Source organism: Ornithinimicrobium sp. CNJ-824, assembly GCF_001942405.1.
Classification (GTDB): domain Bacteria; phylum Actinomycetota; class Actinomycetes; order Actinomycetales; family Dermatophilaceae; genus Ornithinicoccus; species Ornithinicoccus kibberensis.
On record NZ_MKKA01000061.1, the window covers coordinates 85,300 to 110,543 of the forward strand.

The 25,244-nt window shown below is 73.8% G+C and carries 25 protein-coding genes and 5 pseudogenes; 10 read left to right on the forward strand and 20 right to left on the reverse strand.

From position 1 onward, the window contains the following. Positions 1–14: 14 nt before the first annotated feature. Positions 15–890 (reverse strand): PHP domain-containing protein, encoded by an 876-nt coding sequence (locus BJF81_RS15780; protein ID WP_075959170.1) that lies wholly within the window; start codon positions 888–890, stop codon positions 15–17. Positions 891–975: 85 nt separating this feature from the next. Here BJF81_RS15780 and BJF81_RS15785 point away from each other — a divergent pair, with 85 nt between their 5' ends. Further along, positions 976–1,728 (forward strand): DcrB-related protein, encoded by a 753-nt coding sequence (locus BJF81_RS15785; protein ID WP_075959128.1) that lies wholly within the window; start codon positions 976–978, stop codon positions 1,726–1,728. 76 nt (positions 1,729–1,804) lie between these two features. Here the strand turns inward: BJF81_RS15785 and BJF81_RS15790 are convergent, their stop codons facing one another. Both BJF81_RS15790 and BJF81_RS15795 read right to left on the reverse strand, forming a co-directional pair. Further along, entirely contained in the window at positions 1,805–2,716 is a 912-nt protein-coding gene (locus BJF81_RS15790; protein WP_075959129.1) for a threonine/serine exporter family protein, read from the reverse strand. 79 nt (positions 2,717–2,795) lie between these two features. Then, on the reverse strand, positions 2,796–3,320 hold the full coding sequence (locus BJF81_RS15795; RefSeq protein ID WP_075959130.1) for a threonine/serine exporter family protein: 525 nt from the start codon (positions 3,318–3,320) through the stop codon (positions 2,796–2,798). Positions 3,321–3,378: 58 nt separating this feature from the next. On the opposite strand from BJF81_RS15795, the gene BJF81_RS15800 reads away from it, so the two are divergent. Then, positions 3,379–4,905 carry an aminopeptidase P family protein gene (locus BJF81_RS15800; RefSeq protein WP_075959131.1) on the forward strand — a complete coding sequence of 509 codons (1,527 nt, stop codon included), beginning with the start codon at positions 3,379–3,381 and terminating at the stop codon, positions 4,903–4,905. Between the two features lie 22 nt (positions 4,906–4,927). On the opposite strand, the gene BJF81_RS15805 is transcribed toward BJF81_RS15800, so the two are convergent. Then, the gene (locus BJF81_RS15805; RefSeq protein ID WP_075959132.1) at positions 4,928–5,428 is read right to left on the reverse strand and encodes a general stress protein; all 501 of its coding nucleotides are present in this window, start codon (positions 5,426–5,428) and stop codon (positions 4,928–4,930) included. 157 nt (positions 5,429–5,585) lie between these two features. Here BJF81_RS15805 and BJF81_RS15810 point away from each other — a divergent pair. The 3 genes and pseudogenes from BJF81_RS15810 to BJF81_RS15820 all read left to right on the forward strand — a co-directional run bounded on the left by BJF81_RS15810 (position 5,586) and on the right by BJF81_RS15820 (position 8,583). Further along, positions 5,586–6,844: pseudogene (locus tag BJF81_RS15810) on the forward strand (magnesium transporter MgtE N-terminal domain-containing protein). Then, entirely contained in the window at positions 6,837–7,433 is a 597-nt protein-coding gene (locus BJF81_RS15815) for a DUF1003 domain-containing protein (RefSeq protein WP_083664310.1), read from the forward strand. Before BJF81_RS15810 ends, BJF81_RS15815 begins: the two are co-directional and overlap by 8 nt. Before the next feature lie 10 nt (positions 7,434–7,443). Continuing rightward, complete coding sequence (locus BJF81_RS15820) at positions 7,444–8,583, forward strand: Mrp/NBP35 family ATP-binding protein (RefSeq protein ID WP_075959171.1); 1,140 nt, start codon at positions 7,444–7,446, stop codon at positions 8,581–8,583. A 42-nt stretch (positions 8,584–8,625) separates the two neighbouring features. Here the strand turns inward: BJF81_RS15820 and BJF81_RS15825 are convergent, their stop codons facing one another. The 3 genes from BJF81_RS15825 to sigE all read right to left on the reverse strand — a co-directional run bounded on the left by BJF81_RS15825 (position 8,626) and on the right by sigE (position 11,001). Beyond that, positions 8,626–9,096: a Sec-independent protein translocase TatB gene (locus tag BJF81_RS15825; protein WP_237770298.1), complete on the reverse strand. Its 471-nt coding sequence runs from the start codon at positions 9,094–9,096 to the stop codon at positions 8,626–8,628. A gap of 74 nt (positions 9,097–9,170) precedes the next feature. After that, positions 9,171–10,292: a S1C family serine protease gene (locus BJF81_RS15830; protein WP_075959133.1), complete on the reverse strand. Its 1,122-nt coding sequence runs from the start codon at positions 10,290–10,292 to the stop codon at positions 9,171–9,173. 43 nt (positions 10,293–10,335) lie between these two features. After that, the gene (gene sigE / locus BJF81_RS15835; protein WP_075959134.1) at positions 10,336–11,001 is read right to left on the reverse strand and encodes an RNA polymerase sigma factor SigE; all 666 of its coding nucleotides are present in this window, start codon (positions 10,999–11,001) and stop codon (positions 10,336–10,338) included. A gap of 88 nt (positions 11,002–11,089) precedes the next feature. Between sigE and BJF81_RS15840 the strand changes: the two are divergent. Continuing rightward, positions 11,090–11,721: pseudogene (locus BJF81_RS15840) on the forward strand (O-methyltransferase). Positions 11,722–11,784: 63 nt separating this feature from the next. Here BJF81_RS15840 and BJF81_RS15845 read toward each other — a convergent pair. After that, positions 11,785–11,952, reverse strand: a complete 168-nt coding sequence (locus BJF81_RS15845; protein WP_075959135.1) for a DUF3117 domain-containing protein — start codon at positions 11,950–11,952, stop codon at positions 11,785–11,787. On the opposite strand from BJF81_RS15845, the pseudogene BJF81_RS21710 reads away from it, so the two are divergent. The 3 genes and pseudogenes from BJF81_RS21710 to BJF81_RS15855 all read left to right on the forward strand — a co-directional run. Continuing rightward, positions 11,951–12,256 (forward strand): annotated as a pseudogene (locus BJF81_RS21710) (hypothetical protein); the annotation flags it as partial. The gene BJF81_RS15845 and the pseudogene BJF81_RS21710 overlap by 2 nt on opposite strands. 82 nt (positions 12,257–12,338) lie before the next feature. Continuing rightward, complete coding sequence (locus tag BJF81_RS17065; RefSeq protein ID WP_143780911.1) at positions 12,339–12,905, forward strand: PaaX family transcriptional regulator C-terminal domain-containing protein; 567 nt, start codon at positions 12,339–12,341, stop codon at positions 12,903–12,905. A gap of 9 nt (positions 12,906–12,914) precedes the next feature. Then, a complete protein-coding gene (locus tag BJF81_RS15855; protein ID WP_075959136.1) occupies positions 12,915–13,736 on the forward strand; it encodes an enoyl-CoA hydratase/isomerase family protein in 822 nt (273 codons plus the stop codon). Between the two features lie 9 nt (positions 13,737–13,745). Here BJF81_RS15855 and BJF81_RS15860 read toward each other — a convergent pair whose 3' ends face one another. From BJF81_RS15860 to BJF81_RS15875, 4 genes and pseudogenes are all read right to left on the reverse strand, one after another. After that, the gene (locus BJF81_RS15860; RefSeq protein WP_075959137.1) at positions 13,746–14,972 is read right to left on the reverse strand and encodes a hypothetical protein; all 1,227 of its coding nucleotides are present in this window, start codon (positions 14,970–14,972) and stop codon (positions 13,746–13,748) included. After that, a pseudogene (locus BJF81_RS15865) lies at positions 14,969–15,606 on the reverse strand (DNA-3-methyladenine glycosylase I). The gene BJF81_RS15860 and the pseudogene BJF81_RS15865 overlap by 4 nt, the downstream one beginning before the upstream one ends. Beyond that, a complete protein-coding gene (locus BJF81_RS15870) occupies positions 15,603–15,947 on the reverse strand; it encodes a DivIVA domain-containing protein (protein ID WP_237770299.1) in 345 nt (114 codons plus the stop codon). The pseudogene BJF81_RS15865 and the gene BJF81_RS15870 overlap by 4 nt, the downstream one beginning before the upstream one ends. Positions 15,948–15,999: 52 nt before the next feature. Beyond that, complete coding sequence (locus tag BJF81_RS15875) at positions 16,000–16,764, reverse strand: LOG family protein (protein ID WP_075959138.1); 765 nt, start codon at positions 16,762–16,764, stop codon at positions 16,000–16,002. Positions 16,765–16,837: 73 nt separating this feature from the next. Here BJF81_RS15875 and BJF81_RS15880 point away from each other — a divergent pair, with 73 nt between their 5' ends. Beyond that, positions 16,838–17,686 carry a hypothetical protein gene (locus BJF81_RS15880; RefSeq protein WP_075959139.1) on the forward strand — a complete coding sequence of 283 codons (849 nt, stop codon included), beginning with the start codon at positions 16,838–16,840 and terminating at the stop codon, positions 17,684–17,686. A gap of 82 nt (positions 17,687–17,768) precedes the next feature. Here BJF81_RS15880 and BJF81_RS15885 read toward each other — a convergent pair whose 3' ends face one another. The 8 genes and pseudogenes from BJF81_RS15885 to BJF81_RS15915 form a co-directional block, all read right to left on the reverse strand. Next, positions 17,769–19,067, reverse strand: a complete 1,299-nt coding sequence (locus BJF81_RS15885; RefSeq protein ID WP_075959140.1) for a citrate synthase — start codon at positions 19,065–19,067, stop codon at positions 17,769–17,771. Between the two features lie 40 nt (positions 19,068–19,107). Then, entirely contained in the window at positions 19,108–19,434 is a 327-nt protein-coding gene (gene fdxA, locus BJF81_RS15890; RefSeq protein WP_075959141.1) for a ferredoxin, read from the reverse strand. 46 nt (positions 19,435–19,480) lie between these two features. Continuing rightward, positions 19,481–21,289 carry a VanW family protein gene (locus BJF81_RS15895; protein ID WP_075959142.1) on the reverse strand — a complete coding sequence of 603 codons (1,809 nt, stop codon included), beginning with the start codon at positions 21,287–21,289 and terminating at the stop codon, positions 19,481–19,483. A gap of 50 nt (positions 21,290–21,339) precedes the next feature. Continuing rightward, entirely contained in the window at positions 21,340–21,537 is a 198-nt protein-coding gene (locus BJF81_RS21715) for a flavin reductase family protein (RefSeq protein ID WP_269087353.1), read from the reverse strand. Positions 21,538–21,620: 83 nt separating this feature from the next. After that, positions 21,621–21,794: pseudogene (locus BJF81_RS21720) on the reverse strand (flavin reductase); the annotation flags it as partial. Between the two features lie 65 nt (positions 21,795–21,859). Further along, complete coding sequence (gene mshB / locus BJF81_RS15905; protein ID WP_237770300.1) at positions 21,860–22,660, reverse strand: N-acetyl-1-D-myo-inositol-2-amino-2-deoxy-alpha-D-glucopyranoside deacetylase; 801 nt, start codon at positions 22,658–22,660, stop codon at positions 21,860–21,862. Between the two features lie 85 nt (positions 22,661–22,745). Then, entirely contained in the window at positions 22,746–24,671 is a 1,926-nt protein-coding gene (gene typA, locus BJF81_RS15910; protein ID WP_075959174.1) for a translational GTPase TypA, read from the reverse strand. Continuing rightward, positions 24,661–25,113, reverse strand: a complete 453-nt coding sequence (locus BJF81_RS15915; protein ID WP_075959144.1) for an NUDIX domain-containing protein — start codon at positions 25,111–25,113, stop codon at positions 24,661–24,663. The genes typA and BJF81_RS15915 overlap by 11 nt, the downstream gene beginning before the upstream one ends. Positions 25,114–25,244 lie beyond the last annotated feature (131 nt).

The following is a 25,244-nucleotide window of genomic DNA, read 5'->3' on the forward strand; positions in this document are numbered from 1 at the left end:
GCGGCCGCGTCCGGTCAGATCCGGGCCCCGAGCATCGGAGTGCCGTCGGCGAGGTCCAGGATCCGGTCCAGCACGCCGGGGTCGGTGGTGTGCTCACCGAGGCGGTTCTGCTTGCCCGCCCCGTGGTAGTCGCTGGAACCGGTCCGGAGCAGCCCGAGCCGCCCGGCCAGCTCCGCCGCGTGGGCCCGCTCCTGCGGGCCGTGGTCGCGGTGGTCGACCTCCACCCCGACCATCCCGGCCTCGGCCATGTCGGCCACGACCCGGTCGTCGACGACCCGGCCCCGCCGCCCCGCGAACGGGTGCGCGACGACGGCCGCACCACCGGCCGCCACCACGAGCTCGGTGGCCGTCACCGGGTCCGGTGCCGCGTGCGTGACGTAGTAGGGGCCCGAGGAGGACAGGATCTCCTCGAACGCCTCGTCGCGGGTCCGGACGACACCGTGCCGCACCAGCACGTCCGCCACGTGCGGGCGGCCGAGCGAACCGGCGTCGCCGGCGAGCGCCCGCACCTCCTCCTCGCGCACCGGGTACCCGTCGGCCCGGAGGCGCTCGATCATCACCTGCAGCCGGGTGTCCCGGCTGCGCCGGCTCGCCTCGAGCTCGGCGGTCAGGGCCTCGTCGTCGGGATCCGGCAGGTAGGCCAGCAGGTGCACGGAGATGCCGCGCCAGCTGCAGGACACCTCGATCCCCGGGACGACCGCGACCCCGGCCCGGCGACCCGCCTCGTCGGCCTCGGCCCAGCCGCTGACGACGTCGTGGTCGGTCAGCGCCACCACGTCGATGCCCGCCCGGCGTGCCCGCTCGACGACGGCACGGGGCGGCTCGGTGCCGTCGCTGTGGTCCGAGTGGACGTGCAGGTCGACGACGGCGTCGGGAGGGGTGCGGTGCATGCGGCCACGGTACGCCGGGCCCCGCGTCATACTGGAGGTCGACCACAGCCCGCTGCGCGGGCCGGACCCACCCCCGAGGAGCACCATGACCCTGCCGCAGCACCGCCGCGCCGCCGGCACGACGGCCGCCGCCCTGCTCGCCCTGACCCTGGTGGCCGGGTGCGCGGACGAGGCCCCCACCAACGACGAGAGGCCGACGGCCACCGAGGAGGTCACGGACGGGACCGACGAGGAGCAGGACACCTCCGCCCCCACCGACGACGCTGCGGCGACGACGGCGTCGGCCGACACCGCGACGGCCACGGGCGACGACCAGGACGGCGCAACCGCCGACGCGGCCGACACCACGGAGACACCCACCGAGGAGGAGCCGACCACGGCGGCCGCCGCGGACGAAGGCTTCGAGGTGGACGTGCCCGACGGGTGGGAGGACGCCATGGACCTCGTCGACCCGGGCGAGCTGGCCGAGGACGACGCACCCGGCATCGTCCTCGCCCTCAAGGACACCCAGCAGGTCGACGACTTCTACACCAACGTGGTCATCACGCGCGAGGAGTACATCAGCAACCTGACCTCGGCCGTGGAGCAGACCGCCGAGGACCTGGCCGGGGAGGACGGCGAGTACGAGCTGCTGGAGCCGGCCGAGGTCGACGGCAACCGGGCCCCCGGCTACGTGCTCACCCGCGAGGTGGACGGCTTGCCCGTGCGCCAGACCCAGCGGTGGGTCAGCCACGACGGCACGCTCTACGTGGTCACGCTGTCCGCGGTCCAGGCTCAGGACGAAGAGGCGGCCGCGGCGCTGGAGGACCTGCTCTCGTCCTGGACCTGGACGGACTGACCGCAGCCAGGTCGCTCGTCGCCAGGTCGCCCGCCGCCGGGCGGGCCCGCAGGAGCCCGTTCCGCGGAGGCTGGGCTCAGTCGCCGACGTAGCGGCCGCGCGAGCGCCGACGGGCACGCTGGGCGGCCCGGTCCAGGCCGAGCCGACGCCGTGCCAGGAAGCCACCGATGGACAGCCCGGCGGCCAGCGCCATGCCGGTCGAGACGGCGGTGACGAAGTGCAGCACCGCGTTGCCGACGACGGCCGCGGAGTCGCTGAGGATGAGGTAGATCGCCCGGTAGACCGCCAGGCCGGGCAGCATCGAGACGATGCCCGCCGTGCCCACCGCCAGCTCGGGCATGCGCAGCCTGCGGTGGACGGCATAGGCCGCCACGCCCACCGGTGCCGAGGCGACCGCCGTGGCCTCGGGACCTCCCAGGCCGAGCGCGAGCCCCACCTCGAAGACCACCCATCCCCCGGCCGCGACCGCCATGGACACCAGGGTCGTCCGCGGGCCGGTGTAGGTGGACAGGCAGAAGCCGAGGGCCACGAGCATCGCCCCGACGACACCGAGCAGCGGGTTGCCCCCGAGGGCCACGAACGGGGAGACCTCCATGTCGACGCCGAAGCGGTTGGCCGTGCCGATGACGACCGCGACGCCGACCGCGATGCCCGCGGTCATCAGCAGCACCTCCATCCCCCGGGCCCCGGCGGTGACGAAGTAGCCGTCGAGGGCGTCCTGGGCGGCTCCCATGACCCCCAGCCCGGCCAGCAGGACGACGATCCCGGAGATGACGACCAGGGAGGGCGAGCGCACGCCAGGGACGGGCATGTCGACGGAGGCCAGCCAGTGCAGTCCGAGGGCGATGGTCGTGGGGACCGCGGCGCTGACCGCCTGGGTGAAGAAGGCGGCCACCCCGGTGGTGTAGAGCACCCGCTGCACCCGGTCGACGAGCGCGGCCGAGAGGGCGGCCGCCACCCACATCCCGGGGGCGTCACCGAAGAGCATGACGACCCGACGGCGAGGAGGGCAAAACCGACCGTGACCACCCAGCGCTGGTAGGGGTGCGGGGACTCCAGCACCCGGGTCAGCCGGGCCCGGGCCACGTCGATCGGCATCGCCTCGTCCCCGTCCTCGGCGGAGGCGACGATGTCGTCCAGCAGACCCTGGACCCCCTCCAGCCTCGAGTAGTCGGGCGCCGGCCCGGGATGACGCGCATCACCGACAGCGGGTCCTCGTGCAGGCCCCGGTGGATCGAGACCGTGATCGAGGTGAAGGTGACGTCGATGTGGGCCGACCGCACGCCGTAGGCGGTCATCAGCCGCAGGACCGAGGCCACGCAGTCGGCGGCGGAGGCACCCGTGGAGAGCATCGCCTCCCCCACGCGCAGCGCCAGGTCGATGACGGCGCGCGCCTGCCGCTGGCTGACCGCCTCGTCGCCGCCCAGCCTGGTGCCCAGGGCCAGGGTCGGGGGCGAGGCGCTGCGGACGACCTCGGAGGCCCGTTGCCGCCAGACCCGTCCGACCCGGCCGGCGGGTCGGACGGCACGGGGGTTCACCTGCTGCGGGCCGGTCACCCCGCCGACGACCTCGGGCACCACCTTCTCGCTCACGGTCCCAGGGTAGGGGCCGTGGCACGGGCGCCGGTCCACCCGCGCCTACCATGGCCGGGTGAGCGAGAAGCAGCATCAGGCCGAGCACCGCAACCGCCCCACCGGGGAGGCCTTCCGCGCCTTCATGGGCCAGGACTGGGCCCCCAGGCCCGGGGGCCTGCCGGAGCTGACCGAGGCGGCCCGGTATGCCGCCGCGCGGCGCCAGGTGGTCTCCGCCGCCTTCCCCGGGGAGCGGCTGGTCGTCCCGGCGGGCGGGCTGAAGGTGCGCAGCAACGACACCGACTACGTCTTCCGGCCGCACAGCGCCTTCGCGCACCTGACCGGGCTCGGCGCCGACCGCGAGCCCGACGCGGTCCTCGTCCTGGACCCCGTCCACGAGGAGGACGGCACGCCGGCCAGGCACGAGGCGGTCCTCTACTTCCTGCCCCTGGCCGACAGGGACAGCACCGAGTTCTTCGCCGACTCCCGGGTCGGCGAGTTCTGGGTGGGCACTCGTCCCACCCTGGCCTCCGCCGCCGCGGAGCTGGGGGTGGGCACGCGCCCCCTGGGCGAGCTGGAGGACGCCCTGGCCAAGGACGTCGGGCCGGGCGGGCTGACCCTGCGGGTCGTGCGCGACGCGGACCGGGAGGTGGCCGAGCTGGTGGACCGGGTCCGCGGACGCAGCGGCGCGGTCACGGAGCAGGACGAGCAGGCGGTGCTGGAGGCCGACCAGGCCCTGGCCCGTTCGTTGTCCACCCAGCGTCTCGTCAAGGACGAGTGGGAGATCCGACAGATGGCCGAGGCCGTCGAGGCCACGGCCCGGGCCTTCGACGCCGTCGTCGAGCAGCTGCCCGAGGCCGTCGCGCGGGGACGCGGGGAGCGGTGGGTGGAGGGCGTCTTCGGCCTGCACGCCCGGCACGCCGGCAACGGCGTGGGCTACGACTCCATCGCCGCCGCGGGCGAGCACGCCACGACGCTGCACTGGATCCGCAACACCGGGGACCTGCACCCAGGGCAGCTGCTGCTGCTCGACGCCGGGGTGGAGACCGACTCGCTCTACACCGCCGACGTCACGCGGACGGTCCCGGTGGACGGGACCTTCACCCCCGCTCAGCGGAAGGTCTACGAGGCGGTGCTCGAGGCCCAGGAGGCCGGGCTGGCGGCCTGCCGGCCGGGCAGCCGGTTCAAGGACGTCCACGCCGCCGCGATCGAGGTGATCGCCCGGCACCTGCTGGACTGGGGCCTGCTCCCCGACGGGGTCACGCTCGAGCAGACCCTCGACGCGGAGGAGGGGCAGTTCCACCGTCGGTGGATGGTGCACGGCACCAGCCACCACCTGGGCATCGACGTCCACGACTGCGCGCTGGCGCTGCGCGAGGACTACGTCGACGGGGAGCTGCGCGAGGGCATGGTCCTCACGGTCGAGCCGGGGCTGTACTTCAAGTCCGAGGACCTGCGGGTCCCGCCGGAGCTGCGGGGCATCGGGGTACGGATCGAGGACGACGTCGTCGTCACCGCCGACGGGTGCCGCAACCTCTCGGCGATGCTGCCGCGGACCGCCGACGAGGTCGAGGCGTGGGTGCGCGCCGGGGGGCGCAGGGACTGAGCGCCGGTCGACCCGGGCCCGGTCAGCCCAGGGGTGCGCCGGGGCGGGAGTCCAGCAGCTCGCGGGCACGCTCCGCGTGCTTGTGCTCAGTGAGCACCTCGTAGCGCGTGGCCACCACCTGGGTGACCGAGACGAAGTCGCGGCGGCCCCGGGTCATCGCGTAGCCGATGAGCGCCCAGACGACCCCGAAGAAGGCCCCGAACGCGACCGCCCCCAGCACGGTGACCAGGGCGTCCCCGGTCGGCGCGAAGAGCGCGAAGATCAGCCCCACGAACAGCCCGAGCCAGACGCCCGAGGCGACCCCGCCCAGCGCGACGCGCCCGGTCGTCAGCCGGCCGGTGACCCGCTCGACCTGCTTGAGGTCGGTCCCGACGATCATGCACTGGTCGACCGGGAACTCCTGGTCCGAGAGGTAGTCGACCACCGCCTGGGCCTCCTCGTAGGAGTCGTGCACCCCCAGGCTCATCGGATACTCGAGGGCCAGCACGGGGCCGGGTCGGTTCGCTGCGGCTGGTGAGGTCACCCCGCCATTGTGCCCCGCTCCCCCGCGCCCGGCGAACCCAAGGGCCCGCACGCCCCGGGGGTGCCGCGGGACCCGGCGGATCCGGGGCGCCGTCGCCACCGGTCGGTATCCTGCCCCGGTGAGCCTTCCCCGCGTCTTCGTCGCCCGGCTGAACGGGATGAGCGTCTTCGACCCCCTGGGCGACGAGGTGGGCCGGGTGCGCGACGTCCTCGTCACCCTGTCCGGCCGCGTCGGCGGCCAGGGTCCGCGCGTCATCGGTCTGATCGTCGAGGTGCCCGGCCGACGCCGCGTCTTCGTGCCCATCACGCGGGTGACGGCGATCGACGCGGGCCAGGTGATCACCACCGGTCTGGTCAACATGCGTCGCTTCCAGCAGCGGCCCGGGGAGACCCTCGTCGTCGGGGAGCTCTTCGACCGGCAGGTGACGCTCGTCGACGACGGGCAGCGGGTGCCGGTCGTCGTCGAGGACATCGCGATGGACCGGCAGCGGGGCGGGGACTGGCGGTTGAGCAAGATCTTCGTGCGCAAGGGGGCGCCGCAGCGCGCCGTGCGTGGGCTGCGGCTGGGCGCCGTCGCGGCGAGACGCTGCTCGTCGACCCGGACCAGGTGGAGGGCCTGCAGGACGCCGGGCCGGCCCAGGCGGCCACCGCCCTGCTCGAGGCCTACGAGGACCTCAAGCCGCAGGACCTCGCGGAGGCGATCCACGGGCTCAGCCCCAAGCGTCGGGCCGAGGTCGCCGACGCCCTCGACGACGAGACGTTGGCCGACGTGCTCGAGGAGCTCCCGGACGACGACCGCCTCGAGATCCTCACGCACCTGGTGGCCGAGCGGGCGGCGGACGTCCTGGAGGTCATGCAGCCGGACGACGCCACCGACCTGCTGGCCGACCTGCCGGCGGCCACCCAGGAGGAGCTGCTCCAGCTCATGGAGCCCGACGAGGCCGCCGACCTGCGCCGGCTGCTGACCTACGACGAGAACACCGCCGGCGGTCTGATGACGACCGAGCCGGTCGTCCTGGGCCCGGACGCCAGCATCGCCGAGGCGCTCGCGCTGGTGCGGCGCGAGGAGCTGCACCCCGCGATCGCCTCGCTCGTCTACGTCACCCGGCCGCCCCACGAGACGCCGACGGGGCGCCTGCTGGGCAGCGTGCACATCCAGCGCCTGCTGCGCGAGGCCCCGCACCAGCCGGTCGGGTCCGTGCTCGACGACCTGGACCCCGTCACCCCCCAGGCCAGCCTCGGCGAGGTCACCCGGGCGCTGGCCACCTACAACCTGGTGGCTCTGCCGGTCGTGGACGCCGAGGGCCGGCTGGTCGGGTCGGTGACCGTCGACGACGTGCTGGACCACATCCTGCCCGACGACTGGCGCGAGGAGCGGGGAGAGGAGAACGGGCTGACGGAGGTGGCGGATGTCTGAGCCGATCCGGCGGGACCGTCCCGGAGGTCGCCCGGCCGACCGGCTCGACCAGCCGCTGGCCAAGACGAGCCGGTGGACGCTGCCCTCGCGGATGGACCCGGAGAGCTTCGGTGCCTTTGCCGAGCGGTTCGCCCGGTTCATGGGCACGGCGCGCTTCCTGGTGTGGATGACCGTCTTCGTGGCCGTCTGGGTGGTCTGGAACACCCTCGGCCCGCCGTCGGTGCGGTTCGACCCCTACGCGTTCATCTTCCTGACGCTCATGCTCAGCCTGCAGGCCTCCTACGCGGCCCCGCTCATCCTGCTGGCCACCAACCGGCAGGACGACCGGGACAAGGTCCAGATGGAGCAGGACCGCGCCCGCGACGAACGCAACCTGGCCGACACCGAGTTCCTCACCCGCGAGGTCGCCGCGCTGCGGCTGGCCATGCGGGAGGTGGCCACCCGCGACTTCGTCCGCTCCGAGCTGCGCAGCCTGCTGGAGGAGCTCGTCGAGCGGGATGCGCCCGACGAGGACGAGGGGGCCCGGAGGCGCCCCGGTGGAACGACCGGGGCGGGCCCGACGGCGGGAGCACCCCGCCGCGACACCTAGCATGGGGGGCATGTCCCACCCCAGCACCGACGCCCTCCACGCTGCCCTCGCCACCGTCGACGACCCCGAGATCCGCAAGCCGATCACCGACCTGGGGATGGTCGAGGCGGTCGACGTGGGCGACGACGGCCGGGTCCGCGTGACGGTGCTGCTCACCGTCCCGGGCTGCCCGATGAAGGACACGATCACCCGCGACGTCACGGCCGCGGTGTCCAAGGTCGAGCACGTCACGGGCGTCGACGTGCAGCTGGGCGTCATGAGCGACGAGCAGCGCGGCGCCCTGCGCGACCAGCTCCGCGGCGGGGCCGCCGAGCGGGAGATCCCGTTCGCGCGGCCCGACTCCCTCACCACCGTGTATGCGGTCGCCTCCGGCAAGGGAGGGGTGGGCAAGTCCTCGGTGACGGTCAACCTCGCCGCGGCGCTGGCCGCGGAGGGCCTGCGGGTGGGCGTCGTCGACGCCGACATCTACGGCTTCTCGGTCCCCCGCATGCTGGGGGTGACCCGTCCGCCCACCCAGGTCGACGACATGATCATGCCCCCGGTCGCCGACCCGGGCGACGTCAAGGTCATCTCCATCGGCATGTTCGTCCCCGGCAACCAGCCGGTCGTCTGGCGCGGCCCGATGCTGCACCGGGCGATGCAGCAGTTCCTGGCCGACGTCTACTGGGGCGACCTCGACGTCCTGCTCCTCGACCTTCCGCCCGGGACCGGGGACATCGCGATCACCGTGGCGCAGCTGCTGCCCAGCAGCGAGCTCATCGTCGTGACCACGCCGCAGCAGGCGGCCGCCGAGGTGGCCGAGCGGGCGGGCTCGATCGCCCTGCAGACCCACCAGCGCATCGTCGGGGTCGTGGAGAACATGTCCTGGCTGGAGATGCCGGACGGCAGCCGCCAGGAGCTCTTCGGCAGCGGCGGCGGCCAGGTCGTGGCCGACTCGTTGAGCCGCTCGATCGGCGCGGAGGTGCCGCTGCTGGGGCAGGTGCCGCTCGACGTGACCCTTCGCGAGGGCGGGGACACCGGCCGTCCGGTCGTGCTCTCCCACCCGGACTCCCCCGCGGCCACGGCGCTGCGTGGCATCGCCCGACAGCTGGCCCGGCGTGGTCGCGGCCTGGCGGGGCGCAAGCTGGGGATCACCCCGACCAGCCGCTGAGGGCCCGCCGGCGAACGTCGGGGGCAGGCAGGAGCAGGACGCTCAGGTCGCGTCCGGGTCGAAGGGCACCGGCAGGGCAGGGTCGAAGCGTCCACCCGTGCCGGTCCCGGCGGCCGTCCCGGCGGAGGCCGTCGCCGCCGTCCTCCTCACGTCCCCCGCGCGCCCACCGGGCACGGTCGCGCCGCCCCGTGCCGCCTGCCCACGGGCCGTCGCGCCCGCAGCCGTGGCGCCACCGGCCGCACGGGTGGAGGGGGCCGGCTCGGTGAGCGCCTCCCGCACGATGCGGCGCGGGTCGTACTGCCGGGGGTCGAGCTGGCGCCAGTCGACGTCCTCGAACGCCGGGCCCATCTCCTGCTTGATCTGCTCCTTGGCCCCCTCGGCCAGGTCACGCACCCGCCGTGCCAGGTCGGCGAGGCGGGCGGCGTAGTGGGGCAGTCGACGCGGACCGAGGACGACGACGGCCAGCAGCACGAGCAGCATGATCTCGGTGCTCGTGAGATTGAAGAACGTCACGCCTCTCCTCGTCCCGGTGCCCGGCGACCCACCCTGGGAGCCCGGTCACAGCCTACCCAGCCGCGACCGGCGCCCTAGCCCCCGGAACCGGCCAGCGTCAGCGTCACCGTGCGTTCGTCGCCGTCGGTGCCGCGCAGCCGCATGGTCACGGTGTCCCCGACGGCGTAGGAACGCAGGACGACCAGCAGGTGCTGCGGGTCACGCACCGTCGTGCCGTCCACCTGCAGGATGAGGTCGCCGGGGCGCACGCCGGCCTGCTCGGCGGGCCCCCCGGGGACGACGGGCGGGGAGCCCAGGCGTGCCTCGGTCATCACCTGCGCGCCCTCGCCGGTGTGCTGCAGGTCGATGTGCACCCCCATGACGGGGTGCTCGCTCCGGCCGGTCTCGATGAGCTGGGTCGCGGTCCGTTCGGCCTGCTCCGCCGGGATCGCGAAGCCCAGACCGATGCTGCCGGCCGGCCCGCCGAAGGTGCTGGTCGGCAGCTGGGCGATGGCCGAGTTGACCCCGACCACGTGTCCGCCCAGGTCCAGCAGCGGCCCCCCGGAGTTGCCGGGGTTGATGGCGGCGTCGGTCTGGATCGCGTTGATGTAGCTGGTCTCCTCGTCGCCCCCGGCCACCACCGGCCGGTCGAGCGCGGAGACGATCCCGCTCGTCACGGTGCTGTCCAGTCCCAGGGGAGCTCCGACCGCCACCACGGTCTGGCCGACCTGCACGGCCTCGGAGTCGGCGAACGGCAGCGGGGTCAGCCCGTCCCGGTCCACCTTGAGCACGGCGATGTCGTAGACGGGGTCCGACCCCACGACCTCGGCGGGGAGGGACTCCTGCCCGGGCAGGTCGACGGTGATCTCTCCACCGTCCCCCGCAGGTGCGACCACGTGGTGGTTGGTCAGCAGGTAGCCGTCGGCACGGACGACGAACCCCGACCCCTGGCCGTCCTGGCCGTCGTCCCCGAGCGAGATCAGGGCCACGCTCGGCAGGACCGCGCGCGACAGCCCGGTCACGGTGCCGTCCACGTCCACCGGCGCCGGGACGGGGTCGCGCTGGACGGCCGGTGTGACCGGCGCGGCGGCGTCCGGCTGGTCCGGCTGCAGCTGGTGGGCCAGCACTCCCCCGCCGAGGCCGCCGACGAGACCGGCCACCAGGGCCGCCAGCACGATCGCCGGGCTGGTGCGGCGGCTGCGCGCGGGTCGGTGCATGGGACCCGATTCTGCCAACCGTCCGTCGTGCGACGGCTCGCGGTCACCCGAGGACCGGAGCGGGCACCCCGGACGGACGGCGCGGGCAGGCCGACGGCGCGGCCGGCGCGGTGCCGGGGCGACGGTGGGCCAACGACTGGCGCAGGAGGGTCCGGCCGCGGTGGATCCGCGAACGCACGGTGCCCATCTTGACGCCCAGCGTGCCGGCCACCTCCTCGTAGGAGAGACCCTCGATGTCCGCGAGGACCACGGCCGCGCGGAACTGCGGCGGCAGCGCCATCAGCGCCTCCTGCACGTCCGGCCCGAGGTGGTTCATCTCGTAGGCCTCCTCCGGCTGGCCCGCCGGTGCCCGGACCGGAAGCCGGGCGGTGAGCTCCTCGGAGAGGGCGTCGAAGCGCAGACGCTGCCGCCGCCGCACCCGGTCCAGGAAGAGGTTGGTGGTGATGCGGTGCAGCCAGCCCTCGAACGTGCCGGGCCGGTAGCGGTCCAGGGAGCGGAAGACGCGCACGAACACGTCCTGAGTCAGGTCCTCGGCCTCGTGCGGGTCGCCGGTGAGCCGGTAGGCCAGGCGGTACACCCGGGCGGAGTGCTCGCGGACGATCTCCTCCCACGGCGGGGGGACCCAGGCGGGGTCCCCGTCGGCGGACGAGGTCACGTCCGGGCCCGTGGCGGTGTCGAGGAGCTCGGTGGCGACTCCCTGCTGGCTCATGGACCCAGGCTGGCAGGGTCGGCTGGGAGAGTGCTGGACGACCACCTCGCGCGACGCCGGACGGACTGCCGGAGCATAAGGTGGGGCCATGGCAGCTGCGAAGGCGTCCTCCCTGGCCTACGCCGAGGACTTCATCACCCCCCACCCGGTCATCGAGCAGGCCCGGCGGCGGGGTGAGGAGCTCGGGGTCCCGCCGGTGAGCGACGCGACCGGCGCGGCCCTGCGGCTGCTGGCGGCGGCCGTGGGCGCCCGGCACGTCGTCGAGGTGGGCACGGGGGCCGGCAGCTCGGGGCTGTGGCTGCTGCAGGGGATGCCCCACGACGCATCCTCACCTCGATCGACGTCGAGCCGGAGCACCAGCGCGCGGCCAGGGCGGCGTTCTCCGAGGCCGGCATCCCGCCCCAGCGCACCCGGGTCATCGGCGGGGACGCCGTGCAGGTCATGGGGCGGCTCACCGACGGCGCCTACGACCTGGTCCTCGTGGACGCCGACGAGGAGAGCTACCCGGCCTACGTGGACCAGGCCGTCCGGCTGCTGCGGGTCGGGGGCGTGCTCGCCGTGCACGGCATGCTCGGGCACGACAAGGTGGCCGACCCCGCCAGCCGGGACACGGTGACCACCCTGCTGCGCGACCTGGGCAAGGCGCTGCGCGACGACGACCGGCTGCTGCCCGCGCTGCTGCCCGTCGGCGACGGCCTGCTCGTGGCCGTCCGCCGCTGACGGACGACGAGGCCCCCGCACCGTCCGGTGCGGGGGCCTCGTGCACAGCTGGGTGCGGCCGCGTCAGCCGACGCAGTCCTTGATCGCGTCCCCGAGGGCCGTCGCCTCCTCAGCGTTCATCTCCACCACGAGTCGGCCACCGCCCTCCAGCGGCATGCGCAGGACGATGCCGCGTCCTTCCTTGGTGACCTCCAGAGGACCATCGCCGGTGCGAGGCTTCATTGCTGCCATGGGTTGCCCTTCCTTGTGGCGCGGCCAAGGACCGCTGCCCGGCGCGGGTGCCCCGGGCCTACGTGACTGCGCACCATTATCTCCCGAACCACCGGACCCGCCTAATCGACCCCACCCGTCCCCGGGAGGCGATACTGTCCCGGTGCACGCTCGTTCTGCCGTCGTCGACCTCTACGGGGACCACCTCCGGGAGCACGGCTGGTGGGCCCCCGTGGCGGGCGTCGTGCGACTGACGCAGGTCTGCGGGGTCACGCCGGCGGCCACCCGCACCGCAGTCTCCCGGCTGGTGCGGGAGGGGTGGTTGGTGCCCCGCGCCGACGACGGCGGCCCGGGGGTATGCCGCCACCGCCCTCGCGCAGGACCGGCTCCGGCGCGCGCACGGGCGCATCTACGCGACCGGTCCGCCCGCCTGGGACGGGCGGTGGCACGTGGTGGTCGTCGAGCACCACGGGGACCGACGACGACGGGACCAGGTGGCTGCCTCGCTCGGTTACCTGGGGTACGCCCACCTCGCCGCGGCGACCTGGGTCAGCCCGTGGTCCAGCCCCGAGCTCGGCAGCGTCCTCGACGGCCACGGGGCGGGGTGGACGGCGTGGCGGGGGCGGCCGGAGGGCTCCCGCTCCCCCGCCGAGCTCGCCGGACGGCTGTGGGACCTGCCCGCCCTGGCGACCGCCTACGAGGACTTCGCCCGCACCCTGCCCCCGCCCGGGGCCGGGCTGGCCGACCTCGCCCCGGAGACCGCATACCCGCTGCGCACCCGCCTGGTGCACGAGTGGCGCAAGTTCCTCTTCCGGGACCCCGGTCTGCCCGCGGAGGTGCTGCCGCCGGGATGGCCGGCCACGGCGGTCCGCGCCCGACTGCTGGCGGTGGCGGCCGAGCTCGCCCCGGCAGCCTCGACCTTCGTCGGTGGGGCCGTGCGCACCGCCCCGCCCAGGGTCGGACCGGCTGCGTAGATTGGTCCCATGACGACGCCGAGCCCCGCGCAGCCAGCCAGCACCTCGCCCCCCGTCACCCTGGACGTCGCCGACGGGGTGGCCACGGTGACCTTCGCCCGTCCGGAGGCGATGAACTCTCTCGACGTGGCCACCAAGGAGCTCCTGCTGGACACGCTGCGGCGGGTGGCCGACGACGACGCCGTCCGCTGCGTGGTCCTGACGGGCTCGGGGCGGGCCTTCTGCGTCGGGCAGGATCTCAAGGAGCACGTCCAGCTGCTCCAGGAGGACGCCGAGCAGCTCTGGCGCACCGTGGCCGAGCACTACAACCCGGTCGTCGAGCTGATCGTCACGATGGACAAGCCGGTCGTGGCGGCCCTCAACGGGGTCGCCGCCGGGGCCGGTGCGTCCTTCGCGCTGGCCGCCGACCTGAGGTACGCCGCCGGTTCCGCCGGGCTCAACCTCGCCTTCACCGCGATCGCGCTCTCCTGCGACTCCGGGACCTCCTGGTCGCTGCCGCGTCTGGTCGGCCCGGCCAGGGCCAAGGAGCTGCTCTACTTCCCGCGCACGATCCCGGCCGAGGAGGCCCTGGAGATGGGCCTGGTGACCGAGGTCGTGCCCGACGACGAGCTGGGCGCCCGGGTGGACGAGGTCGCGCGGCAGCTGGCCCAGGGGCCGACCCGCGCCTACGGGGCCGTGCGCCGGGCGATCGCCTTCTCCTCGTCGCACTCCCTGGCGGACTCCCTCGACCTCGAGGACGAGTTCATGCGCCGCACCGGGGTCAGCGCCGACCACCGGGCCGCGGTGCAGGCGTTCCTCGACAAGGAGCGCCCCACCTTCACCGGTCGCTGACCGCCCGGCTCACGGCGGGTCGTCCCGGGGCGGGACGAACATGAACAGCTCCCAGGCCCACCACACCTGCCAGGCGAGGAAGAGCCCGGCCAGCGCGACCGTCCGCACCACCAGCACCCAGGTCGGCCGGCGACGGGACGCGGGGTCGTGCGGGTGCCACCCGCCGCCCACGGCCACGACGAAGAGCGGGAAGAGCAGGATGAGGTAGCGGTAGATGCTCGTCCAGGGGTCGAGGGCGGCGAAGAGGTAGAGCACGTAGCCCAGGCACCACGTCCGCATCTCCACCCCCAGCCCCCGCGCCCACGGGCCCGCCAGCGCGAGCACCAGCAGGCCCAGGAGGGCGGCGAGAACCACCGGTCCGGTGACCTCGCCCCAGAGCCACTGGACCCGCTCGAGCGTCGGCAGGAAGGGTCGGACCGGCTCACCGCCCCGCCAGGCCGACATCGTGACCGTGTAGGCGTCCGGCCGGCCGGTGCGCGCCCAGGCGATGGCCGGCCAGATCAGGCCGGAGAGCCCGCACCCCACGAGCGCCGCGACCATCCCGACCGCCTCGCGCGGCGGGATGGGGCGGGTATGCCGTCCGCGCCACCGCACCAGGACCGCCACCAGGCTGACCAGGCCCAGGGGCAGCGCGACCGGCCGGGCCAGCCCGGTCGCCAGGGCGAGCACGGCGGCCCAGCCCCACCGGCGACGGACGAGCAGCCACAGCACGCCGGCCACGAGCAGCACCGCCAGGGACTCGGTGTAGGCCACCTGCATCGTCGGCGCGGCGGGATAGCTGCCCAGCAGCGTGACGCCGCCCAGCGCCGCGGCCGTCCCCACGCGTTCCCGGAGCAGCCCCGCCACGACGAGCGCGGCGGCATACCCCAGCACGGTCGCCAGCACGGTGCCGGTCACCGCGAACGGCTGGCCGGTGAGCGCCGTCAGCAGCCGGGCCGCCAGGGGGAAGGCCGGGTAGAAGGCCCAGGGGTTCTGCCGGACCTGACCGTCCCGCTCGGGGAGCTCGGTGGGGTATCCCTCGGTGGCGATCCGTTCGTACCAGGCCCCGTCCCACAGGGTGGCGAACTGCAGGTACGGCCCGACGTCGGCGTCGTGGTACACCGAGGGGTCCTGGTGCTGCGTGGCGAGCCGGTGCAGGAGCACGGCGGTCAGGGCACGCAGGAGCGTCCAGAGCGCGACGACGACCAGGACGAACCGCAGGTCGAGGAGGCGTCGCGCGGGGGCGACGGGGGTCATGCGCTGCTGCGCACCGCCGTCAGCCGGGCGCCGGACCGGGACGCCCCGGCACGGAAGCAGCCGACCAGGTGGTCGTCGACGAGGCCGCAGGCCTGCATCGCGGCGTAGACCGTCGTGGGCCCCAGCTGCACGAAGCCGGCCTTGCGCAGCCTCTTGGCGAGCAGCTCGGACTCCGGCGTCTGCGACGGGACGTCGGTGAACCGGTGGGGGCGGGGGGTCGGCTCGGGCGCGTGGGTCCAGAGCAGCTCCTCCAGCCCGCCGCTGTCACGCAGGGCCAGGGTGGCCCGGGCGTGGTCACCGCCGCCTCGATCTTGCGGCGGTTGCGCACGATGGAGGCGTCCGTGAGGAGACGCTCCACGTCGTCCTCGGTGAACTCCGCCAGACGCTCGGCGTCGAACCCCGCCAGCGCCGTCCGCAGCGCCTGCCGCTTGCGCAGCACGACGAGCCAGGACAGCCCGGACTGGAAGCCCTCGAGGCACAGCCGTTCGAGCAGCGCGGTCTCCCCGTGCACCGGCTTGCCCCACTCCCGGTCGTGGTAGTCGCGGTAGTCGGCATGGGCCAGCCCCTGCCAGGCGCACCGGACCACCCCGTCGGGTCCGACGGTGAGGTCCGGGTGCGGCGCGGTGACGGTCATCCGTCCATCCCTCCGAGAAGATCGGCGTGCTCGTGTCGTGCCTCCGCCGGCCGGGGCACCCCTGCCCCGTCGCGGAGCCGGGCGATCTCGGCGTCGCGGGCGGCCAGCTCGTGACCGAGCCGGCGCAGCGCCTCGTCCACCTGGGCCATGCGGTAGCCCCGGACCGCCTGGTCGAAACGCAGGTCCCGCACCTGGTCCGGGCCGACCGGCCCGGCGGGCAGCGGCATTGCGGACTCGGTCGTCACCGCCGGGGGGACCCCCGGGACGTCGGCCCGCGCGACCAGCCAGGCCAGTCCCGCACCGAGCACGAGGACGGCCACGACGGCTCCGAGGATGATCACGGCACCGATCCTTGCACGGAGGTGCGCCCCCGGAGAAGACCCGGCACGCCGGTCAGCCGCCCAGGGTGGTCGACGGCCCGTCCACCGCGCGCTCGGCGCGCTCGGTGACGATCCACTCCACCGCCTCGTCGACGTCGTCCGTGAGTCGCAGCAGGTCCAGGTCCGCCGCCCCGATGGTGCCCTCCGCCGCCAGGGTGTCGCGCATCCACGACAGCAGCGGCCCCCAGAAGGCCGTACCCAGCAGCACGATGGGGAAGCTGGTGATCTTGCCGGTCTGCACCAGCGTGAGCGCCTCGAAGAGCTCGTCGAGGGTGCCCACGCCACCGGGCAGGACGACGAACCCCTCGGCGTACTTGACGAACATCGTCTTGCGCACGAAGAAGTAGCGGAAGTTGATGCCCAGGTTGAGGTAGTCGTTCATCCCGGCCTCGAAGGGCAGCTCGATCCCCAGGCCGACGGAGGTGCCCCCCGCCTCGGTGGCGCCCAGGTTGGCCCCCTCCATGGTGCCCGGCCCACCCCCGGTGATCACGGCGTACCCGGCCTCCACGAGGGCCGAGCCGACCTGCCGGGCCAGCTCGTAGGTGGGGTGGCCGGGTCCGGTGCGGGCGGAGCCGAAGACGGCCACCGCCGGTCCCAGCTCGGCCAGGGTGCCGAAGCCCTCGACGAACTCGGCCTGGATCCGCATCACCCGCCACGGGTCGGTGTGCACCCAGTCGGCCGAACCCCGGGTGTCCAGCAGGCGCTGGTCGGTCGTGCTGCGCGGCACGCGGGCCCCGCGCAGCGTCACCGGGCCCTTGCGGTACTCGTGTCGGTTCACAGCTCCCGACCCTACGTGGTGCCGACGGGCCGGGCACGACCGGCGCGGACCGTCCCGGTCGTAGGATCCGGGGGTGAGACGCACCGCCGGGACCCTGGTCGTCGTGGCCGTGATGGCGGTCAGCGGCCTCGGGGCGGTGGTCGGCGCCCGCTGGCTCGTGGAGGAGGTGCGGCCCGACCGGTGCCTCGTGAAGGTCGGGGACACCACGGTGCGCCTCACGCCGGAGCAGACGGCCAACGCAGCCACGATCGCGGCCGTGTCCGTGGGGCGGGGACTGCCCCCGCGGGCCGCCACCATCGCCCTGGCCACCGCCATCCAGGAGAGCAAGCTGCGCAACCTGCGCTACGGCGACGCCGACAGCCAGGGCCTGTTCCAGCAACGGCCCTCCCAGGGGTGGGGCAGCGTGGCGGAGGTCACCGACCCCGTCCACGCGACCGGGGCCTTCTACGACGCCCTGGTCGAGGTACCCGGGTGGGAGACCGGCGTGGTCACCGAGGTGGCCCAGGAGGTGCAGCGCAGCGCCTTCCCCGAGGCCTACGCCGACCACGAGCAGGAGGGCAGGGCGCTCGCCTCGGTGCTCACCGGGCAGGAGGGGGCCGGCACGCTGATGACCTGCCGCCTCGCCGACCGGGGCGCCGGCGACCCGGTCGGGCTGGTGACCGCGCTGCAGGAGCAGTTCGGCACCGTCGTGGAGGTGGCGGGGCCGCCCCCGGGGGCCGGGACCGGCACGGTCACGGTCAGGGCCGAGGACGCCGCCGCCGCGTGGGCGGTCGCCACCTGGGCGGTCGCCCACGCGGACTCCCGCGGGGTGGTGGTCGTCAGCGTCGGCGACCGTCGGTGGGTGCGGGACCGGTCCGCCCTGGAGTGGGACGTCCTCGAGCAGACCGGGCCCGCCACCGAGGTGGTCGTCGAGCTGGGGTGACGCCGACGGCCCCCGCAGCGGCTGCTGCGGGGGCCGTCGGCGTGCGGGTGGCCCTCCGGGCCTTTCCCCGGTGGAGGGTCGGTCAGCGCCGGTCGGTCGGCACGTACTGCCGCTCGGGCTCGCCGACGTAGACCTGCCGCGGCCGGCCGATCTTGGTGGCCGGGTCGTTGATCATCTCGCGGTACTGCGCGATCCAGCCCGGGAGCCGGCCGATCGCGAAGAGCGCGGTGAACATGCTGCTGGGGAAGCCCATCGACTCGTAGATGAGGCCGGTGTAGAAGTCGACGTTGGGGTAGAGCTTGCGCTCCACGAAGTAGTCGTCCTCCAGGGCGGCCTGCTCCAGCTGCAGGGCCAGGTCCAGGAGCGGGTTGTCGCCGGCCTTGGCGAGGATGTCGTGGGCCGTCTCCTTGACGATGGCCGCCCGCGGGTCGTAGTTCTTGTAGACCCGGTGGCCGAAGCCCATGAGCTTGACCCCGTCCTCCTTGTTCTTGACCTTCCGGACGAACTCCTTGACGTCCCCGCCGCTGTCGTGGATGTCGTTGAGCATCTGCAGGACCGCGCTGTTGGCGCCGCCGTGCAGGGGGCCGGAGAGCGCCTGGATGCCGGCGGAGATCGAGGCGAACAGGTTGGCCTCGGAGGAACCGACGAGCCGGACGGTGGAGGTCGAGCAGTTCTGCTCGTGGTCGGCGTGGAGGATGAACAGCAGGTCCAGCGCCTTGGCCAGGTCGGCGTCCATCTCGTACTCCTCCGTGGGCTGACCGAAGGTCATCCACAGGAAGTTCTCCACGAGGTCGTACTTGTTGTCCGGGTAGAGCAGCGACTTGCCCTGGCTCTTGCGGAAGGCGTAGGAGGCGATGGTGGGCAGCTTGGCCAGCAGGCGGATGGTGGACATCTCGACCGACTCGGGGTCCCGGGGGTCGAGGCTGTCCTGGTAGAAGGTGCCCAGGGCCGACACCGAGGAGGCCAGGACCGACATCGGGTGCGCGTCCCGGTGGAAGCCGTCGAAGAACTGCTTCATGTCCTCCACGAGCAGCGTGTGCCGGCGCACCTTCTGGTCGAACTCCTCCAGCTCGGCGGCGGAGGGCAGCTCGCCGTAGATGAGCAGGTAGCTGGTCTCCAGGAAGGTCGACTCCTTGGCCAGCTGCTCGATCGGGTAGCCGCGGTAGCGCAGGATCCCGGCGTCGCCGTCGATGTAGGTGATGGCGGACTGGCAGGAGGCGGTGTTGACGAAGCCGACGTCCAGCGTGGTGTCGCCGGTCGTCTTCATCAGCGCGCTGATGTCCAGACCGTTGTTGCCCTCGACGGCCGGCACCACCTTCAGCTCGAGCTCGTTCTCGCCGTGACGCAGCGTGGCCGCGGGCGTGGTGGTCTGGTCGGTCATCTGTCCTCCTGGTGGGGGTAGGCCGGTCGGGGGGTGCGGTTCACTCGTCGTGCGACTGCGGAGGCAGCGCAGCGATGATCGGGTGGTCCTTGGGGATCATGCCCATCTTGGCCGCCCCGCCGGGACTGCCGAGGTCGTCGAAGAACTCGACGTTCGCCTTGTAGTACTCCGCCCACTCCTCCGGCACGTCGTCCTCGTAGTAGATCGCCTCGACCGGGCACACCGGCTCGCAGGCGCCGCAGTCGACGCACTCGTCGGGGTGGATGTACAACGACCGTTCGCCCTCGTAGATGCAGTCGACCGGGCATTCCTCGATGCAGGCCTTGTCCTTGAGGTCAACACACGGCTGGGCGATCACGTACGTCATGGGGACAGAGTATGCCGTCCTCGGGGGTCCGGGCGGCACGGGGTCGTCAGTAGCCGGCCTCGGGGTGGGTGCACACGACCTCGTCGGCCGGGTGGTAGGTCGTGGTGAACTCGTCCCGGGAGACCTCCTGCCCCCCGGAGCGCAGGATCCGCACGTTGGTGATGGTGAAACCCTCTGCGGGACCCTGGGGCACGCACTCGGGACTGTCGTCGACGTGCTCCTCCGGCTGACGCACGTCGCGCCGGGGACCGTCGATCGTCTCCACGTCGTACTGCCGGTCGCCCAGGAACACCATGTGGATCTGGTCGCCCTCGATCCAGGAGCGCACCACCACGGGGGTGTCGGTGTCGTTGGTCCAGACGTTGTCGATGATCGGGTAGGCGAGCGTCGCCTCGCGGCCCGCCGGGTAGCGGGAGATGTAGTAGGAGTGCGGCGTGTGCGCGTCCAGCTGCACGCCCGCGAACCAGGAGACGTTGAACACCACGGTCGAGATCTGCGACAGCCCGCCGCCCAGGCCCATGACCAGCCTGCCGTCGACGATGACGGGGGCCTCCCGGTAGCCGCCCTCCTCGCTGAGGTCGCCCAGGGCCACCCCGAGGCTGAACTGCCGACCGGGCATCACCACCGTGCCGTTGACGTTCTCCACCCCGACGTGCAGGTTGTGGGTGCGGGCCGCGTTGGCCTCGCCCGTGGGGAACACCGAGGTGAACTCGGCCATCGGGGAGAACGACCAGGCCTCGCTGACCTCGGTGGGGATCCCGGGCTCCACCGCCTCCAGCGTCGCCTCGACGGTGCGGTCCTCGCCCTCCGCGGTCAGCGCCTCCCGGACCGCGGCGACCAGACCCTCCTCCTGGAGGGCGGCCCCGGACCGTGCGGGCACCACGTCGACGTCGGTCCCGTCCAGCTCCACGGTGGCGTCGCGCGGACCTCGCTCCAGCTGGCCCAGGTCCTGCCGGATCCGGGCCATCAGGCCCTCCTCGTCGAGCGTCAGGCTCAGCGTGTCCCCGGTGCGCTCGGTCCCGAGCAGTTCGACGAGCTCGCGCGGGGCGATCTCGGCGGTGGCCGTCGGGGCGTCGTCGCCGGAGCCGCGGGTGGCCGTGACCCTCACGGCCTCGGACAGCGCCGGGTCGACCTCCTCCCGGGTGAACCGTTCGACCTCGTCCTGGCTCAGCGTCGGGGCGGCGACGACGGCGCGTCCCTCGACCCGCCGGTCGTCCGGCCACGCGGAGGCGACCGCGTCGACGGTCCCGTCGACGTCGAGGCTGCGGCCCAGCTCGGCCTCGACGACCCGCACGCCCTCGTCGGTGAGCGTCACCTCCCCCTCGACGACCTCGGTGTCGTAGTCCTCGGCGAGCCGCTCGACCGCGGAGGCCAGCTGCTCCCGGTCGACCGCTCCCTGGAGCGGCAGGCTGCGGGCCCCGCCCGAGACGTGCGACCACAGCACCCGGGGGTCGAAGCTCAGCCCGGTGGCCCCCTCCAGGATGGCGTCGACGTCGTAGGAGAGACCGGCCTCGGCCGGCACCAGCTCGAGGGTCTCCTCGGCGACCTCGTCGGCCCCGTCGACGCCCGCCGCCCCGTCCACGCCGCCGCTCGCCCGGACCGTGAGGACGACCGGCTCCTCGAGCCGGTCCTCCAGCTCCCGGTCCAGGTGGTCGGCAGCCTCGTCCCGCGTCATCGACCCGATGTCGACGCCGTCCACGGTCATCCCCGCGGGCGGACGGTCCTGGAAGTAGAGGGCGGCGGCGACGTAGGCACCCCCGAGCACGGCGAGCGCCACGAGCAGGCGCAGCAGCACCGCTCCCCACTCACCCCCGCCGGGCGACTCCTCCTGCAGCCTGGTGCCGTCGTCGCTCATCGTGCGGGTGGTCCCTCCGTCTGGTCCTGCGGTGCGAACAGCTGGGGCGGTCAGCGCAGCTCGCCCAGCCCACCACGGTAATGGACCAGGGCCGGTTCGTCGGTCGTCGGCGCGTCGACGGCGACCACCTCGCCCACGCACAGCTGGTGGTCGCCGGCGGGATGGACCGCGTAGGTCCGGCACTCGAAGCTGGCCAGCGCTCCGTCGACGAGAGCCACCCCGGTCCGCTCCCCCCGTCGGTGCGACACGCGGGCGAGCTGGTTGTGCAACGGCGCCCGGGCTCGCCGAGCCAGGTCGCCAGGGCCCGGTGGCGCGCAGGCAGGACGCTGACCCCCCACGGCTCGCCGGCCCGGATCCCCTCGAGCACCCGCGCCTCGTCGTGCAGGCTCACCAGGAGCAGGACGGGGCGCAGCGACACGCTCGTGAGCGTGTCGACGGTCAGGGCGACGTCGTGGCCCCGGTGCCGCGAGGTGACGACGGTCACCCCGGAGGCGAACCGGCCCATGGCCTGCCGGAAACGCCCGGCGTCCACCTCCGTGGTCTCGTCGGACGGGCCGTGAGTGGGCTCGCTCAGGGCTCCCCGACCTCCCACCGTGCGTAGCCCTCGCGGCCGGGCAGACGGGCCGCCAGGTCGTTGCTCAGCGTGTACCACCCCTCGTGCACGGTCACCTGGGTCGGGTGCTCGCGCAGGGCCGCCACCTGGCGGTCCAGGGCGTCGGCGTCCACCACCCCGTGCGTGACGGCCTCGTCGGCCACGACCGACGGGGGGAACGGGTCGTCGGGCCCGGGGATCCGCACCAGGCCGCCGGCCGGGCTGCGGGTGTCCGGCGGCACGTGCCGGGCCAACCACTCCCGGTCCTCCTCCGCCCAGGAGCGCGGGGTGAGGACCACGAAGAGGGCGGGACGTGTCGCTGCGGGTATGGCGCGCACGGCCGCCACCGTCACCCGGTGGGTCTGCACGTGGTCGGGGTGGCCGTAGCCACCCTCGGGGTCGTAGGTGAGGACCAGGTCCGGCCGCAGGCAGGCCAGCTGGTCGGCGAGGACACCCGCCGCCTCCTCGACGTGCGCGGCCGCGAAGGCGAGGGGGTGGGACGCCGCCGGCGAGCCCGCCATCCCGCTGTCGCGCCAGCGCGGCCGGTCCCCGCCCAGGTAGTGGTGCCGCACGCCCAGGGCGGCCGTGGCGCGGGTGACCTCCCCGTGCCGGTGCGGGCCCAGCTCGGCGCTGCCCTCGAGGGGAGCCAGCGCGGGCGGGATCACCTCGCCCTCCTCGCCGAGCGTGCACGTGACGACGTGGACCTCGTCGCCGGCCAGCGCGTGGGAGGCCAGCGCCACGCCGGTGGCAAGGGTCTCGTCGTCCGGATGGGCGTGCACCGCCACGACCCGGAGCGGTCGCCCGGCGACGCCGACGCGTCCCGCAGGGCGGGCCGGCGCTCGGCGGACCGGCCGCGGGGGGCCGTCACGGCTTGTTGCGTGCCCGGGCCGCCGTGCGGGCACGCAGGTTGGCGTCGAGGACGACCTTGCGGACGCGGACGGCCTCGGGCGTGACCTCCACGCACTCGTCCTCGCGGCAGAACTCCAGCGACTGCTCGAGGGAGAGCAGCCGCGGAGGGACGAGCCGCTCCAGCACGTCGGCGCCGGCCGAGCGGACGTTGGTGAGCTTGCGCTCCTTGGTGATGTTGACGTCCATGTCGTCGGCCCGGGAGTTCTCCCCGACGATCATGCCCTCGTAGACCTCGGTCGTGGGCTCGACGAACAGGGTGCCCCGCTCCTGGAGGTTGAACATGGCGTAGGTCGTGGCCACGCCCGTGCGGTCGGAGACGAGGGATCCCGACTGGCGGGTGCGGATCTCGCCGAACCAGCGCTGGTAGCCGTCGAAGACGTGGTGGGCGATGCCGGTGCCCCGGGTCTCGGTGAGGAACTCGGTGCGGAAGCCGATGAGCCCGCGGGAGGGCACGACATACTCCATCCGCACCCAGCCCGTGCCGTGGTTGGTCATCTGCTCCATGCGGCCCTTGCGGGCGGCCATCAGCTGGGTGATGGTGCCCAGGTGCTCCTCGGGGGTGTCGATGGTGAGACGTTCCACCGGCTCGTGGAGCGCACCGTCGATCTCCTTGGTGACGACCTGCGGCTTGCCGACGGTCAGCTCGTAGCCCTCCCGCCGCATCTGCTCGACGAGGATCGCCAGGGCCAGCTCGCCGCGGCCCTGCACCTCCCACGTGTCGGGACGCTCGGTGGGCAGCACCCGCAGGGAGACGTTGCCGACGAGCTCCTTGTCGAGCCGGTCCTTGACGAGGCGGGCGGTCACCTTGGAGCCCTTGACCCGGCCCGCGAGCGGCGAGGTGTTGGTGCCGATCGTCATCGAGATGGCCGGCTCGTCGACGGTGATCAGCGGCAGCGGGACCGGGTGCTCGGCGTCGGCGAGGGTCTCGCCGATCGTGATCTCGGGGATGCCGGCGATGGCGATGATGTCGCCGGGGCCGGCCTCGTCGGCGGACTTGCGCTCCAGCCCCTCGGTCAGCAGCAGCTCGGTGATCTTGACCCGCTCGACCGACCCGTCGCGGCGGCACCACGCCACCTGCTGGCCCTTGCGGATCGTGCCCTCCCGCACACGGCACAGGGCCAGGCGGCCCAGGAACGGGCTGGAGTCGAGGTTGGTCACGTGGGCCTGCAGCGGCGCGCCCTCGGTGTAGGTCGGCGCCGGCACGGTGTCCAGGATGGTGGCGAACAACGGCTCCAGGTCGGGGCTGTCCGGGAGCTCCCCGTCCTGGGGGGCGGTCAGGGAGGCGCGTCCCGCCTTGGCCGAGGCGTAGACCACCGGGAAGTCCAGCGCCCGCTCGACGACCTCGGGGTCGTGGTCGTCGAGGAGGTCCATGAACAGGGAGTAGACCTCGTCGACGACGTCGGCGATCCGGCTGTCGGGGCGGTCGACCTTGTTGATGCACAGCACGACGGGCAGGTGCGCCGCCAGGGCCTTGCGCAGCACGAACCGGGTCTGGGGCAGCGGGCCCTCCGACGCGTCGACGAGCAGGACGACCCCGTCCACCATGGACAGCCCCCGCTCGACCTCGCCGCCGAAGTCGGCGTGCCCGGGGGTGTCGATGATGTTGATCGTCATGCCGCCCTCGGGCGCGTGCGCGCCCGCGTAGTGGATGGCGGTGTTCTTGGCGAGGATCGTGATCCCCTTCTCCCGCTCGAGGTCGCCGGAGTCCATCACCCGCTCCACGTCCTCGCCGGGCGAGCGGTGCTCGGCGAAGGCACCGCCCTGCGTCAGCATCGCGTCGACCAGCGTGGTCTTCCCGTGGTCGACGTGGGCCACGATGGCCACGTTGCGGATGTCGAGGCGGTCGGCGCGCACGCCGGAACCGGTGTCGTCAGAAGGCATGCCCACCATTGTCGCAGCCGTCGGGCACCAGGTGCGCCGCCACGAAGGCGACCACCGGCAGGTCGTTCTCCAGCCAGGGCACCTCGTGCAGGGTCCCGCGCGTCAGCCACCGCAGCGCGTCGTGGTCCTCCAGCGGACGGGGCTCCCCCTCTCCCGGGGCGGTGACCGCCCACCACAGGTGCATCTCGTGGGACCGCCCTAGCGGCCACGGACCACCGGCGGGGTCCCCGAGCTCGACCCGCACGCCCAGCTCCTCGGCCGCCTCCCGCACGGCCGCGGCCGCGGGCTCCTCGCCGGGCTCCACCTTCCCGTCCGGGAACTCCCACCCGCCGGCCAGGGCGGGCGGCCCGCTGCGCCGCGCGGCGAGCAGCCGGCGGGGCCTGCGCAGGTCGTCCACGAGGGCCACGGCGGCCACCGCCACCCGTCCGGGCTCGAGCGTCATACCCCCATCCTGCCCGTCGCAGCTTCCTCCGCGTCGGGGCAGGTCACGGTCTCGTCACGACTTGCCACGCGCTCTTCCCCTGGGGGCCGGGTTGTGGTGAGGTCGGCTCGACCGGCCCTGTACCGGTCGGA